Annotated in this window: 16 protein-coding genes; 6 read left to right on the forward strand and 10 right to left on the reverse strand. The window is 67.5% G+C overall.

Annotated elements, in window-relative coordinates; translation table 11 throughout:
* Positions 1–330 precede the first annotated feature (330 nt).
* Together RSO01_RS43400 and RSO01_RS43405 are read left to right on the forward strand one after the other, a co-directional pair.
* Positions 331–2,136, forward strand: coding sequence for an adenylate/guanylate cyclase domain-containing protein (locus tag RSO01_RS43400; RefSeq protein ID WP_170303806.1), 1,806 nt, complete (start codon positions 331–333; stop codon positions 2,134–2,136).
* A gap of 39 nt (positions 2,137–2,175) precedes the next feature.
* Entirely contained in the window at positions 2,176–2,652 is a 477-nt protein-coding gene (locus tag RSO01_RS43405) for a hypothetical protein (protein WP_147156852.1), read from the forward strand.
* On the opposite strand, the gene RSO01_RS43410 is transcribed toward RSO01_RS43405, so the two are convergent.
* The 5 genes from RSO01_RS43410 to RSO01_RS43430 form a co-directional block, all read right to left on the reverse strand.
* Positions 2,631–3,002, reverse strand: a complete 372-nt coding sequence (locus tag RSO01_RS43410) for a response regulator transcription factor (protein ID WP_170303808.1) — start codon at positions 3,000–3,002, stop codon at positions 2,631–2,633. The genes RSO01_RS43405 and RSO01_RS43410 overlap by 22 nt on opposite strands.
* Positions 2,974–4,374 (reverse strand): hypothetical protein, encoded by a 1,401-nt coding sequence (locus RSO01_RS43415; protein WP_147156840.1) that lies wholly within the window; start codon positions 4,372–4,374, stop codon positions 2,974–2,976. Before RSO01_RS43415 ends, RSO01_RS43410 begins: the two co-directional genes overlap by 29 nt.
* 211 nt (positions 4,375–4,585) lie before the next feature.
* Positions 4,586–5,242 carry a hypothetical protein gene (locus RSO01_RS43420; RefSeq protein ID WP_170303809.1) on the reverse strand — a complete coding sequence of 219 codons (657 nt, stop codon included), beginning with the start codon at positions 5,240–5,242 and terminating at the stop codon, positions 4,586–4,588.
* A 5-nt stretch (positions 5,243–5,247) separates the two neighbouring features.
* Positions 5,248–5,733, reverse strand: coding sequence for a hypothetical protein (locus RSO01_RS43425; RefSeq protein WP_147156842.1), 486 nt, complete (start codon positions 5,731–5,733; stop codon positions 5,248–5,250).
* Between the two features lie 10 nt (positions 5,734–5,743).
* Positions 5,744–6,445 carry a LamG domain-containing protein gene (locus tag RSO01_RS43430; RefSeq protein ID WP_147156843.1) on the reverse strand — a complete coding sequence of 234 codons (702 nt, stop codon included), beginning with the start codon at positions 6,443–6,445 and terminating at the stop codon, positions 5,744–5,746.
* Positions 6,446–6,500: 55 nt separating this feature from the next.
* On the opposite strand from RSO01_RS43430, the gene RSO01_RS43435 reads away from it, so the two are divergent.
* From RSO01_RS43435 to RSO01_RS43450, 4 genes are all read left to right on the forward strand, one after another.
* Positions 6,501–7,424 carry a LysR family transcriptional regulator gene (locus tag RSO01_RS43435; protein WP_147156844.1) on the forward strand — a complete coding sequence of 308 codons (924 nt, stop codon included), beginning with the start codon at positions 6,501–6,503 and terminating at the stop codon, positions 7,422–7,424.
* A gap of 308 nt (positions 7,425–7,732) precedes the next feature.
* Entirely contained in the window at positions 7,733–8,290 is a 558-nt protein-coding gene (locus tag RSO01_RS43440) for a DUF4142 domain-containing protein (protein ID WP_170303810.1), read from the forward strand.
* Positions 8,291–8,458: 168 nt separating this feature from the next.
* Entirely contained in the window at positions 8,459–8,644 is a 186-nt protein-coding gene (locus RSO01_RS43445; RefSeq protein ID WP_147156846.1) for a hypothetical protein, read from the forward strand.
* Positions 8,645–8,686: 42 nt separating this feature from the next.
* Positions 8,687–8,959: a hypothetical protein gene (locus RSO01_RS43450; RefSeq protein WP_147156847.1), complete on the forward strand. Its 273-nt coding sequence runs from the start codon at positions 8,687–8,689 to the stop codon at positions 8,957–8,959.
* A gap of 517 nt (positions 8,960–9,476) precedes the next feature.
* Here the strand turns inward: RSO01_RS43450 and RSO01_RS43455 are convergent.
* The 5 genes from RSO01_RS43455 to groEL all read right to left on the reverse strand — a co-directional run.
* Entirely contained in the window at positions 9,477–9,827 is a 351-nt protein-coding gene (locus RSO01_RS43455) for a hypothetical protein (RefSeq protein WP_147156848.1), read from the reverse strand.
* Between the two features lie 123 nt (positions 9,828–9,950).
* A complete protein-coding gene (locus RSO01_RS43460; RefSeq protein WP_147156849.1) occupies positions 9,951–10,148 on the reverse strand; it encodes a hypothetical protein in 198 nt (65 codons plus the stop codon).
* Between the two features lie 349 nt (positions 10,149–10,497).
* Positions 10,498–10,728: a hypothetical protein gene (locus RSO01_RS43465; RefSeq protein WP_147156850.1), complete on the reverse strand. Its 231-nt coding sequence runs from the start codon at positions 10,726–10,728 to the stop codon at positions 10,498–10,500.
* Between the two features lie 38 nt (positions 10,729–10,766).
* Positions 10,767–10,901 carry a hypothetical protein gene (locus RSO01_RS49665; protein ID WP_281291633.1) on the reverse strand — a complete coding sequence of 45 codons (135 nt, stop codon included), beginning with the start codon at positions 10,899–10,901 and terminating at the stop codon, positions 10,767–10,769.
* 15 nt (positions 10,902–10,916) lie between these two features.
* Positions 10,917–11,940 (reverse strand): chaperonin GroEL (groEL, locus tag RSO01_RS43470; RefSeq protein ID WP_147156851.1); only part of this gene is annotated, 1,024 nt, incomplete at its 5' end.

Genomic DNA, 11,940 nt, shown 5'->3' on the forward strand with positions numbered 1-11,940 from the left:
CCTGGTAGGCCGCAGCGGGCGCCCTCTTCCGGTCGTCTCACGGTTTCGTCACCGGCGAGGGTGCGAAAACTCACAGCGCAAGCCCATGGCGACGGCGACCTTCGCCTCGCCATGAACAACTCCCGCCAGCGCCCTGAGACACAAGCCATCTTCGACAGTGTGTCGTTTCGGCAACTTTCCGTGGCATTCGCCACGCTCCCGCGTGGAGCGCTTGCCCGTCGCGATGACGCCACCCTTTCGGTGCACAGAAGCTGAGTGGGTCAAGACTTCATCGTCGCTTCGAGGATCTCAGGCATGGCACGCAAGCGCTCTCGCAGCGCCCCTGGCCAGATGACACGTGACGCGTGCGCCGCCACGAGCAACGGCGGCGGCCGAAGGCTGGTCGTGGTCGCTGCCTTCGACGTCGTCAGCTTCACCGCCCTCGTCGAGGCCGACGAGGAGCGCGTGCTGGCGGCGTGGCGCGCGCTGCGCGGCGACATCGATCCGCTGATCGCCGCGGGCGGCGGGCGCATCTTCAAGGCGCTGGGCGATGGCCTGCTGGTCGAGTTCACCAGCCCGGTCGAGGCGACGCGCACCGCGCTGATCGTGCAGGAGACGACGGCACGCACGGCCGCGGGCCAGGACGCGGCGGTGCGACTGGAGATGCGCTGCGCCATCCACATGGGCGAGGTCACCGTCGAGGGCACCGACCTTCTGGGCGACGGCATCAACATCGTGTCGCGCCTGCAGGCGCATGCGCCGGTCGGCGGCGTGCTGGTGTCGGCGGCGGTGATGGACCTGATCTCGGGCCGCCTCTCGCAACCGATCGAGGAGCTGGGGCCGCTCACCTTGCGCAACATGAGCCGGCCGGTGCACGCCTATGCCGTTGGGCCGAAGGCACCGGGATCGCGCACGGACCCGCGCACTGGCGCGATCGACAGCTTCCAACGCCGGCGGCCCTCGATCGCCGTGCTGCCCTTCGTCGACCAGGCCGAGGACGAGGGCGCCTCGTGGTTCTCCGACGGGCTGGTCGAGGCGATCATCGCGGCACTGGCCTGCCTGCCCGAGCTGATCGTGATCTCGCGCAGCTCGGTGCTGCGCTATCGCGGCCAGGCGCATGATCCGGAGCGCGTGCGGCGCGAGCTCGCCGTGCGCTACATGCTGACCGGCAGCGTCCGGCGTGACGGCGCCCCAGAGAGTGGGCGGGTGCGCCTGTCGGCCGAGCTCTGCGACTGCGAGACCGGCACGGCGATCTGGAGCGACCGCTTCGCCGGCGCGGCGGCCGATCTCTTCCAGCTGCAGGACGAGCTCAGCGCGCGGGTGGTGACGACGATCGCGCCGCAGGTGCAGGAGTCCGAGCTGCGCCGCGTGCTCAAGAAGCATCCCGAGAGCCTCGACGCCTACGAGAGCGTGCTGCGCGGGCTCGACCTGCTCTACCGCGTCGAGGACGATCCGTGGGCCAAGGCGCTGCCCTTGTTCGAGCGCGCCATGGCGCTCGATCCCAGCTACGCCTCGGCCTATGCGCTGGCCGCGACCTGCCACGGCGAGCGCTTCTACGAAGGCACGTCGCCCGATCCAACCGCCGACCAGATGGAGGCCGAGCGGCTGAGCCGGCTCGCGCTCTCCTACGACCGCTTCGATCCGCTGGCGCTTTCCTTGTGCGGCCATATCCGGTCGTGGCTGTTCCACGACTACGACCATGCCATCGAGCTGTTCGACCGCGCGCTGGCGGCCAATCCAAGTGCTGCCATCGCCTGGCTGCGCAGCAGCGCCACCTTCAGCTACATCGGCGAGACGCGCGAGGCGCGGCGCCGCGTCGAGATCGGGCTCCGGCTGTCGCCCTACGATGCGCACGTCTTCTTCTCCTACGGGCTGGCCGCGCTCGCGGCCTATGCCGACGGCGACTACCTCGAGGCGGCGAGCTGGGGGCGCCGGTCGATGGCGCTCAATCCGCGCTTCGTCGGCAACCTGCGCTTCCTGGCCGCGAGCCTCGCCGCCCGCGGCCAGTTCAAGGAGGCGCACGAGGTCGGCCGCGCGCTGCTGCGCGTCAACCCGACCTTCAGCGCGCGGAAGTTCGCCGCCGGGCATGCCTTCAAGGATGCCGAGAAGCGGCGGCTGTTCGGCGAACATCTGGTGATGGCGGGGCTACCGGAGTAAAGCAGCCCGGTGCCCAGGACCGTCGTCGTCAACGACCGCATGCAGAAGGGATACCGGTATCGCCTGTCGGCGCCGATCGGGCGCGGCTTCGATCCTGAATTCGTGCCCGACCTGACGCCCAAGGAAATGCTCGCGCTCGGCGTGTTCTGCGGCAAGTACATGACGGACTGCCGCAAGGAGTTTCCGGCAAGCTGGTTCAAGCGCGCCAGGCTGTCGCCGGGTGGCCGCGACTGCGCGCTGAATTACTTCGGCGTCGATGCCAGCCAGCCATTGTCGGAATGGCGGCGCAAGGGCTGGATCCATCCCGACGACCCGCGCGGCTGGTTCCAGTGGTACTGCCGCTACTACATGGGCCGCCGCCTGCCGGACGAGGACGGAAGGCAGATCCGGCGCTGGAAAGCGTTCCGCCGCCACGCCGCCCAGGTCCGCGCGAACTGCGAACCGGGCGATCCGTTCTGCCGGCCGCGGCAGCGGCAGGCGCTGCTGCAGTGGGCCTACGACAGCCGCACGATGTAGCGGCGCAGCCTCAGCACAAGCTCGTCGATGCCGCAGGTCTTGTCGATGAAATCGACGGCGCCTGCCGCCCGCGCCTCCTCGGTGCGCTCGACGCCGGACCGGCCGGTCAGGAAGGCGACAGGCAGCCGGCAGCCGCGCCGGCGCAGGGCGCGCAGCAGGTCGAGGCCCGACAGATGCGGCAAGGTCCAGTCGACCAGTACCAGCTCCGCCTCGATGTGCTCATCGAGGGCCGCGAGCAGGGCCGGGCCATCGGCGAAGGCGGCGACAGCGAAGCCGCGGTCCTCGAGGTCGGCGGTCACGGCCTCGCGATAGAGAGCGTCGTCATCGACCAGGATGATCGGGATGGGCATGCGCTGATCGCTGATGTAGCACGGCCGCGGCGGCAGCCAGGAACAGCACGGCCCAGCAGGTCGGACCGACATAGGCGCCGGAGGCCTGGCCCAGGATCGCCCAGGTCACCCAGCAGAAGGCGGTGCTGGGCACGCCCTGGATGCGCAGCCAGCCGGTGATGACGGCGATCATGACGACGCCCCAGACGAAGCCGAGATAGATCCAATGCAGCCAGAAATAGTTGATCAAGAGCTCGGTGGCCGGCGACACGACCTGCCAGCCCGCCGAGTAGAAGGGCGAGCGCAGATAGAGGTTGGTGATCTCGCGCTCGACGAAGGGCTCGCCGGTCAGGCCGGCGCCGGTGAGCGGGTAGCGGCCCATAATGTCGATCCCGGCGAGCGCCGGGCCCTGCACGCGATAGAAGAAGCTGGGATCGTTGCCGGAAGTGATGGACTGCAGGCGCTCGGAGAACAGGGTCGTGGCGAGGAGGACCGCCGTCAGAGCGAAGAGCGCGGCGACCATGGCGACGAGCAGGAAGCGCGTGGCGTCGATGTGGCCCCGGCGGCGGCTGCCGAGGAACAGCAGGTAGGGCAGCAGCAGCACCAGCATCAGCAGCAAGGTCGGCCCCGGCATGGCGAACAGGCCGATGCCCACCAGGGCGAGATAGAACGGCAGCTTCCAGCGCCACGGGCTCGCCACCAGCCAGATGAAGGTGAACAGCGTGTAGCAGAAGGTGACGCTGGAGGGCTCCGAAGCGAAGAACTTCGGCCGCACGCGGTTGTAGAACAGGAGGTCGCGCAGGTCGTTCTCGTAGACGCCCTTGCGATAGAGCACGTTGCGCACCGCATCGCTGATCGGACGGAAGCCGCCGTAGGTCTCGAGCAGGCATCCCGCGACGATCACCAGGGCGAAGGCGAGGAACAGAGCCGCGACCTGGCGGCGATCGGCCCGCCGCACGGTCAGGAACAGGCCCCAGCCGACGGCGAGCGAGTAGGTGAGCTGGATCAGACCGTTGGTCCGCCGCGGCAGCCAGGCGATGCCGGGCGCCGAGAGCACCGACAGCAGCAGCAGCGTGACGATGGCGCAGAAGCCCACCAGGGCGCGCGGCGTGATCTCGTCGCGCCGGCGCCACAGCAGGATCAGGCCGGCGACGCCCGACGGCGCCGAGGGCAGCGGCACCTTCTGCGACAGCATGATGGTGTAGTTGGTGTAGAGGCCGGCGAGGAAGAGACAGATCAGCAGGAGATCGACCCAGCCCAGGCCGGCGTCCGCAGGCGCCGAGACCCTTCTGTACGCGACGTCGCTCTCGACGACCCACACCGACTCCGGAACGTCCGGTGCATTCCCGACGGCGCGCACCAGCGGGCGCCGCAGACCTGAGCCGATGACCATGTGTTACGTCTCTCGCACCGCAGCCCGGCCACACACCCCTGTGCCGGCGGCCGGTACCCCACCGACCGCGTCGCGGCGCAGCGCTGCGGCGCGCTACACCACCCGGTCCATGAACGCCGACTCGCAGCAAGCGGCGACAAGCCGCGCGCAACGTCACGCACCAATCACAGCCGCAACGCGATCGTACGAATTGTGACGCCGCTCGTGGGGGCTAGCTCGACCAGCCGATCGCGTGCTCGAAGTAGCGGATGTCGTCGGGCCAGGCGCCGTGGTGATGGCTGAAAGCGCGCCTGAGCGGCATGGCGATGGCGTTGGTGGCGCCGGCCTGCGTGACCTCGGGGCCGTCGCCGGCGAGCCGCGACGCGTCGGGCCGGCCAGGGCGGATGAAGGCGATGTGGCCCGGCCGGTGGCGGTCGGGGTTCTCGTAGACGGCGACGACCAGGTTGCCCTGGTTGGCGCTCTGCTGCGCGCTGGCGGCATCGGGCAGGCGGCGCCAGCCGGACGATCCGCCGTCGGTCGTGAGCCAGCGCATCTGGGCGTTGGCCAGGAGCACCGGCGAATGCTCGGGCGGCCGCAGGATGTAGACGCCGAGCTGCTTGGCGAAGGAGGCGACGAAGGCGCTGCAATGGGTCGCCGCCGGCCGCGCGTGCGGATCGTTGTCGACCTCGCCGGTCTCCCAGTTCACGTGCTTGTAGGGTAGCCACAGGTGATCGACACCCGACGCATCGAGGCGCTGCAGCAGCCGCTCGCCGTTGGGCGTGACGGGACCGCAGCAGGATTGCGCGCCGGCCGGTGCGGCCGGCAGCAGCAGAGCAGCCGGCAGCGCGGCCAGCAGCAGGCGCCGGGACGGGGGCGCGGATCGAAGCATTGAGGTCATGTTGCCAGCCCCGGACAGAGTTGCCGGAAGATCGTGAGCTGGATGTCGTAGCCCGACGCCGCCGAGCCGTCGAGGATCTCGCCGGTCCCGAGGTCTTTTATGGCGTAGTCGGCGATCATGACGTCCGACTTCCTGGCCTCGCCGGCGAAGGCGTAGCGGCGGCCGTACATGTCGATCCAGGTCCTGGTCGTGCAGTTGCCGCTCACCTGGTCGGCCACCTTCAGCTCGGCCAGCGCCTTGCGCACGCAGGCTGCCGACTTGTCATACAGATATTCCTCGCAGAAGGCTTTGGCATCCTCGGGCGTGTGCTTGAGCCGGATCACGGCGTTGGCCGTGCCGATGCCCGACTTGGAAACCGTCGTGAGATGCATGCCGGCGCGCGTGCCGTAGTAGATGCGGTCGTCGGCGCGAGCGGCGAAGGGCGCGGCCAACGGCAGGGCGAGCACCAGCGCCACGGCAAGCCCGAGGATGTTCGTTCTCATTCAGATGGGGTCATACCCTCACGACGACATCCCGGAAATAGCCGCGCGAGCCGTCGCCGACGAACAGGCCGACCGGCCCGCGCCGGCCCGCGAAGCGCAGGTCGTCGACGACCAGCGCCTCGACGCCGTCGACCCGGGCCGCGAGGCGCGGGCCAGTGATCTCGAGCCGCAACCGATGCCAGCGGCCGACGGCGATGTCGGCGCCCTTCTCGTAGCGGCCTGGGAAACGCTCGCGTGAGTCGGAGAAATGGAAGCCCGGATCGGCGACATACTGGATGGCGCGGTCGATGCGCGGCGCCGGCGGCGGCGGCACGTTCAGCCGGCCGTTGGTCATGCGCAGATAGACCGTCTCGTGGCTTAAAATGCCGTCGCCGACATGGAACGACAAGCCGACGAAGCCGCGGTCGTCGGGCGCGCCGCGGCCGGTCAGCACGCCCGCCACCATCACCTCGAGGACGCCGTCAGTGAAGGCCGGCGCCACCAGCGCCATGCTGGGCCGGTTGCCGCCGCCCTGGGTGTTGAGGCGCAGCGCCTGCTCGGCGTCGGTGAGCTCGACCGCCAGGCAGTCGTGGCCGTCCCAGCGGGCGGGGACCGCGGTCACGAGATTGGCGGCAAGCGGCCGCGGCACTTCATCGGCGCGGGCAGGGCGCGGCGCGAGGGAGAGCAGGGAAAGGGCGGAGCCCAGGCCGCCGATCAGGGTACGTCGCTGCATGGCCCCAGCTAGCGCTGCCCTAAATCATCGATCCAATGCATAATCTGCATCAATCATGAGCCAGATCGATCTTCGCCGCTTCGACCTCAACCTGCTGGTCGTGCTCGACGTCGTGATGGCCGAGCGCGGCGTCAGCCGCGCGGCGGCGCGGCTCGGGCGCACGCAGTCGGCGGTCAGCCATTCGCTGGCCCGCCTGCGCGAGCAGCTCGGCGATCCCCTGCTGCTGAAGGGCGGCCGGCGCATGGAGCCGACCGCTTTCGCCATCGAGCTGATGGAGCAGGTGCGGCCCTTGCTGGGCGGCCTGCAGCGCGTGTTGGCGCCGCGCCGACGCTTCGATCCGGCGACGTCGCGCCGCGTCTTCCGCCTGGCCGCGCCCGACTTCGCCCAGGCGATGTTCATCGACCTGCTGACGATGGCGCGACGGCGCGCGCCGGGCGTGTCGATCGAATGGACCGGGCCGCGCGAGACCATGCTGCTCGAGGTCGCCGAGGGCCAGCTCGACCTCGCCATCGCGCCGGCCGGGCTTGGCCTGCCGACGGGCCTGGAGACCGAGGACATCGGTGCGCTGCACTGGCGCTGCTTCGCGCGGCGCGGCCATCCCGCGTTCCGCCGCTGGGGCCGCCGCGCCTGGAGCCAGTGGCCGCATGTCGTGATCCGCGTCGGCGATCAGCTCGAAAGCCCGGTCAACGTCGCCGCCACGGCCGCCGGCATCGAGCGCACCATCGCGGGCTGGGTGCCCAACTTCTCCGCGGTCGCGCCGGTGCTGGCCGCGTCTGACCTTCTGGCCACCCTGCCCATCCCGGCCATGGCCGGCACGCTCCGGCCGCACGGCCTGGAAAGCCGGCGCGTGCCGTTCGCGATCGCACCGATGCCGCATGTGCTGCTGTGGAGCAGCGTGCGCAGCCACGACCCCGAGGTCGCCTGGCTGCGCCGCCTGCTCACGCCGCTGGCCAAAACTCGGTTCGCGGCGGCGGCCTGATCCCGGGATGAAGCTGAAGAAGCATGGGCCGACTACGAGCAGACAGGCCTGCACGTTACGCATGCCGAGATCGACGCTTAGGCCAAGTCGTTGGCGACATGCTGGCCCAAGCCTTTCCCGAGATCGGACAGGTAGCGCCCTCACCCAGCCTCTCCCCCTGAAAGGGGGAGAGGAGCATGAGTGAGCGACTGCTCGTGGAAGCTGCCGCCCGCCAAGGCAACCTATGGTCGAGCCGCCCGTTCACCCACCACAAGTCCCTCGAACGGCCGGCACTTCCGGGCCGTGGCGGGCATCCAAAGGAAAACATCATGAAGAAATCAACCTGCCTTGCCGGAGCCTTGGCGCTCGGCCTGGTCCTGCCCGCGGCCGGCCTCGGCGCCTCGTTGATCGCGGCAACAACCGCCAATGCCCAGCAGAATGCCGGCTCCGGACAAACGGGCGGCTCCGTCGCGTTCGTGCGCGACACCGGCAACGCCGGCCGGTTCGAGGTCCAGAGCAGCCATCTCGCGCTGGAGCGGTCCCAGCATGTCGGCGTGCGCGGCTATGCCGGCCAGACGGTCAAGGACGCGGACGAGATGATCAATCGCGTGAAGTTCATCAACAACGCCAATGTCGGCGCGGCGATGCCGGAGGGCCTCAACACCGACCAGCAGGCCCGGCTGGTCCAGCTGAGCGGGCTGAGCGGTCCCGACTTCGACCGCGAGTACATGCGCTTGCAGATCGAGATCGGCGAGCTCCTCAAGCAGACCTTCACCGACTATGGCGCCAACGGCGAATCGCCGACCCTGCGGGTCTATGCGGCGAAGGCCGTCACCGGCTACGAGGGGCAGATCCTGCAGGCCCGTGCGATCGCGGGTTCGCTGTAGCGGCGTTTCACGACAACGGGACGGCCGGCGGCGCGTAATGGTTGCCGCCGGTCCAGACGACCGGCCACGCAGACCCTTGTGGCCGGCTCGGATGGCGGGATTGGCGCGCCCCCAGCGACGACCAATCCCGTCGTCTCGTCGACGCCGGTGTCCCGGTAGGAGGGTCCCATGACGACCGAATGCTCCACGAAGCCGGCCCTGTCGCTGCGACAGCTCGCTCACGAAAAAGCCTTTCGTCGACGGTCGAACCTGACCCTTGGCAAGGAGATGCTGGTCGCCCTGGCACTCCTCGCCGCCATCGGGCTGGTGCTGAGCATCGGCTCCTCGGCATTGGACTTGATGGCCCTGAAGTAGGTTCGTGCTGATTGGCGGCCTTGCCGGTTGCTGCCATTTCAAATGTCCGACGTGGGTGGGGTGCACAATGATGTTGACCAGGTTTTTCATCACGGCCGTCGTCGTTACTTCGGCCGCTGGATGCAGCTATCCCAGCACAACCTCGAGCGCGCCGCTTCGGATCATCGTCCCGGCGTGGCGCAAGCCTGCGTCGACTACGGCTTCAGGGCAGGTACCGACTCATACGGCCGGTGCGTGAGCCGCGAGATCGAGGCCCGCCGTTATCGTGAAGCAGCCGCCGTGCCGGCGGCCTCCGCCACCTATCCTGCGCGGTGAGCGGTCGCGATCGACGCCTTCCAACCAGCTTGCTCTCTCAGCACCATCTTTCCGACGCGCCACGAAAAACCCGGCTCAGGGTTTCGGTCTTACCGACGAACGAGGTCCCAAGATACAAGCGTGTGCTGCAGGTCTTCCCGCTGGCCGGATAGTAGAACCAACCATATCCCAGAGGGCCCTCGTGGGCGCGATGAGGCCCAAGCAGGCGATCGAACTGCCGGCTGCCGGACATCGCCTCAAGCTGCTTTAAGGGGTGGGTCTGGACAGTCCGCCGCCCCGTGGGGGCGGGTTAGAGTCTCGATCACCTGGAGGTCCTTATTGTCAGCTGTTGACCAATCGCCCCAGCGGGCGAGGACGGCGATCAGCTCGGCGTCATGAAACGTCCTTGCATCCTGACGGTCCGCGAACCGGTCGAGACGTCGGGCGCAGTCGAAGAACCCGGGCGCAGGTAGCCCACCGCGCACCTTGCTGATGGCGAGCGCGGCAATTTCGTTGACCTTCTTCTCCTTGAGCGGAACTACTTGAACGCGACCTGTATGGCGACTTCGGCCGACAGGGGGATCATCGATTTTCTCAACTGCCCGATTGCCGCGACAACCGCGTCAATCTTGTCGGGATTGTCGGGCACGTCCTTGTTGACGTCTCGAATGGCACGGAAAAGATGCAGTGCATCCATGCCGGCCGGGGCAATCCGCTTGTCGATGGCACCACCCAACCCTGACGGCACTCTCAGTGGCGTGCTCTTCGGGGCCAGGTGGTCGGCCAGTTCGAGGCGCAAAAACCGATCGCCCAGTTTGCCGCGCACCTGGTCGAGCAGGCCGGTGATGCTTTTCAGCGCGTCGTCAAGGTCGTCAACGTCATCGTACATTCTGCTCACGTCCTGAGATCGAGGGAACAGCAGCACGGCCCGCGCCAAACGTCAGGCCGTCCATCTGGAGGGGCTTTGATGGCGCCGCCATTGTCGGGCTCGGGTAGTATCCTGATTTGAGTTTCAGCGTAGCCAGAGTGCTTCCCATTTCTCTGTCCACGCTTTGATATCTGACAGCGCTTCGCCTTGCGTGGGAAATTCAAGACGCCCGCGTATCTCCTTGCAGAAAGCAAGAAGGTCATCGGGGCCGAAAGGCTCGGTGAGATTCCGGCTCCGCAGTTCGGCATGCACGGCTACTTTGGCTTGCTCTTTGGTCAACATTTCATGCCCTCTTTTGCTATGTGAGTTCCGCCCCAGAGCTTGCTCGCCCTACGGTCAGCGAGTGCTTTATCGGCCACTTCCCAAGCTGCCTTGGCAGCAGCAACTGCAGCTAGCTTGCTTGTCGTAGTGCCCTCCGCGGAATTGGCGGCTTTGAGCGCACACCCCACTCCTAGAGATTCAGTTCGGCTGGAATCAGCCGAACTGAATGTGCCCTCTGAAACCGCGATCGCCAGTGCGCTCCAGCGCGTGATGATGGGGGCCGTTGTCTCAAGTGTTCGATCGATTCGGCGTGGTGTTTGCGATCAATGGGCAGACGGCCAGCGGCTATCTCCGCGAAAGGTTGATCTGCTCAATCTCCAGGTGTTGTCCAACGGTAACGAGCTTGAAAATCAGCAAGTGCCGCATCGGCCACCAGGCACGCTGCCTCGGCGGCGGCGATTTCTTCCAGCTCCTTTGGTGTCGGCGCTTCTACTGAAGGGGCGATCTTGGTCCGGCTCACAATGCCGAGCGCAATTTGGCGACCTCTCGCCCGCACGGCGGCCTTGACCAAGCGGGATAGTTGCACGTCTTCAGGAGACATTTGCGCCCTTCAATATGAGCGGCTCCGGCGTTGTCCGGTTAGTGACGCCTGGCCTCGAAATCGCCGACTTGGCGCTCCGCATCTTCGTAGCTGATGGCATAGGTGACGGTCAGCGGCATTGCCAAGCCGACGATGGCACCCGGCAGTATGCCAGCACCTGTAAGCAGGGTCATGACGCCACCGCCTGGCTAAAAGCCGCCGCCCATGCTGCCGCCGGGCATCGCCGATTGGCCATTCTTGGCCGGCACTTCGGCCACCATGGCCTCGGTTGTCACCAGAAGCCCGGCAACCGACACCGCGCCTTGCAGCGCCGTGCGGACAACCTTGGTCGGATCGATGACACCGGCCTTGATCATGTTGACGTATTCCGCCTTCTGGGCGTCGAAGCCGAAATTGACGTCTTTCTGGTCGAGCATCCGGCCGGCGACCACCGCGCCGTCGAAGCCGGCATTCTCGGCGATCTGGCGGACCGGGGCCTGCAGGGCGCGGCGCACGATCTCGATGCCGACCTGCTGGTCGTGGTTGGCGCCCTTCTTGTTCTCGAGCGCGCGCGTGGCATAGAGCAGGGCCGCGCCGCCGCCGGCGACGACGCCCTCCTCGACCGCGGCCTTGGTCGCATGCATGGCATCCTCGACACGATCCTTACGCTCCTTGACCTCGACCTCGGTGGCGCCGCCGACCTTGATGATGGCAACGCCCCCAGCAAGCTTCGCCAGCCGCTCCTGCAGCTTCTCGCGGTCGTAGTCGGAGGTCGTCTCCTCGACCTGCGCCTTGAGCTGTGCGACGCGGCTCGCGATGTCTTTCTTTCCGCCTGCGCCGTCAATGACGGTAGTGTTGTCTTTGTCGATGCGCACCCGCTTTGCGGTGCCCAGCATGTCAAGCGTCACGTTCTCGAGCTTGATGCCGAGATCCTCGCTGATCTCCTTGCCAGCGGTCAGGATCGCGATGTCCTCAAGCATGGCTTTGCGGCGATCGCCGAAGCCCGGCGCCTTGACGGCGGCAACCTTCAGCCCGCCGCGCAGCTTGTTGACCACCAGGGTGGCCAGTGCCTCACCCTCGATCTCCTCCGCGATGATGAGCAGCGGCCGGCCGGACTGCGCCACCAGCTCGAGCAGGGGCAGCAGCGTCTGCAGGCTCGCCAGCTTCTTCTCGTGGATGAGGATGTAGGGATTTTCGAGCTCGACGATCATCTTCTCGGCATTGGTGACGAAA

This window comes from Reyranella soli, assembly GCF_007992495.1.
Lineage (GTDB): Bacteria > Pseudomonadota > Alphaproteobacteria > Reyranellales > Reyranellaceae > Reyranella > Reyranella soli.

Bases quoted from the DNA above. Each gene is read 5' to 3' on its own strand.
- RSO01_RS43400 (WP_170303806.1), top strand. From the start codon at position 331: ATGACACGTGACGCGTGCGCCGCCACGAGCAACGGCGGCGGCCGAAGG.
- RSO01_RS43405 (WP_147156852.1), top strand. From the start codon at position 2,176: ATGCAGAAGGGATACCGGTATCGCCTGTCGGCGCCGATCGGGCGCGGC.
- RSO01_RS43410 (WP_170303808.1), bottom strand. From the start codon at position 3,002: ATGCCCATCCCGATCATCCTGGTCGATGACGACGCTCTCTATCGCGAG.
- RSO01_RS43415 (WP_147156840.1), bottom strand. From the start codon at position 4,374: ATGGTCATCGGCTCAGGTCTGCGGCGCCCGCTGGTGCGCGCCGTCGGG.
- RSO01_RS43420 (WP_170303809.1), bottom strand. From the start codon at position 5,242: ATGCTTCGATCCGCGCCCCCGTCCCGGCGCCTGCTGCTGGCCGCGCTG.
- RSO01_RS43425 (WP_147156842.1), bottom strand. From the start codon at position 5,733: ATGAGAACGAACATCCTCGGGCTTGCCGTGGCGCTGGTGCTCGCCCTG.
- RSO01_RS43430 (WP_147156843.1), bottom strand. From the start codon at position 6,445: ATGCAGCGACGTACCCTGATCGGCGGCCTGGGCTCCGCCCTTTCCCTG.
- RSO01_RS43435 (WP_147156844.1), top strand. From the start codon at position 6,501: ATGAGCCAGATCGATCTTCGCCGCTTCGACCTCAACCTGCTGGTCGTG.
- RSO01_RS43440 (WP_170303810.1), top strand. From the start codon at position 7,733: ATGAAGAAATCAACCTGCCTTGCCGGAGCCTTGGCGCTCGGCCTGGTC.
- RSO01_RS43445 (WP_147156846.1), top strand. From the start codon at position 8,459: ATGACGACCGAATGCTCCACGAAGCCGGCCCTGTCGCTGCGACAGCTC.
- RSO01_RS43450 (WP_147156847.1), top strand. From the start codon at position 8,687: ATGTCCGACGTGGGTGGGGTGCACAATGATGTTGACCAGGTTTTTCAT.
- RSO01_RS43455 (WP_147156848.1), bottom strand. From the start codon at position 9,827: ATGTACGATGACGTTGACGACCTTGACGACGCGCTGAAAAGCATCACC.
- RSO01_RS43460 (WP_147156849.1), bottom strand. From the start codon at position 10,148: ATGTTGACCAAAGAGCAAGCCAAAGTAGCCGTGCATGCCGAACTGCGG.
- RSO01_RS43465 (WP_147156850.1), bottom strand. From the start codon at position 10,728: ATGTCTCCTGAAGACGTGCAACTATCCCGCTTGGTCAAGGCCGCCGTG.
- RSO01_RS49665 (WP_281291633.1), bottom strand. From the start codon at position 10,901: ATGACCCTGCTTACAGGTGCTGGCATACTGCCGGGTGCCATCGTCGGC.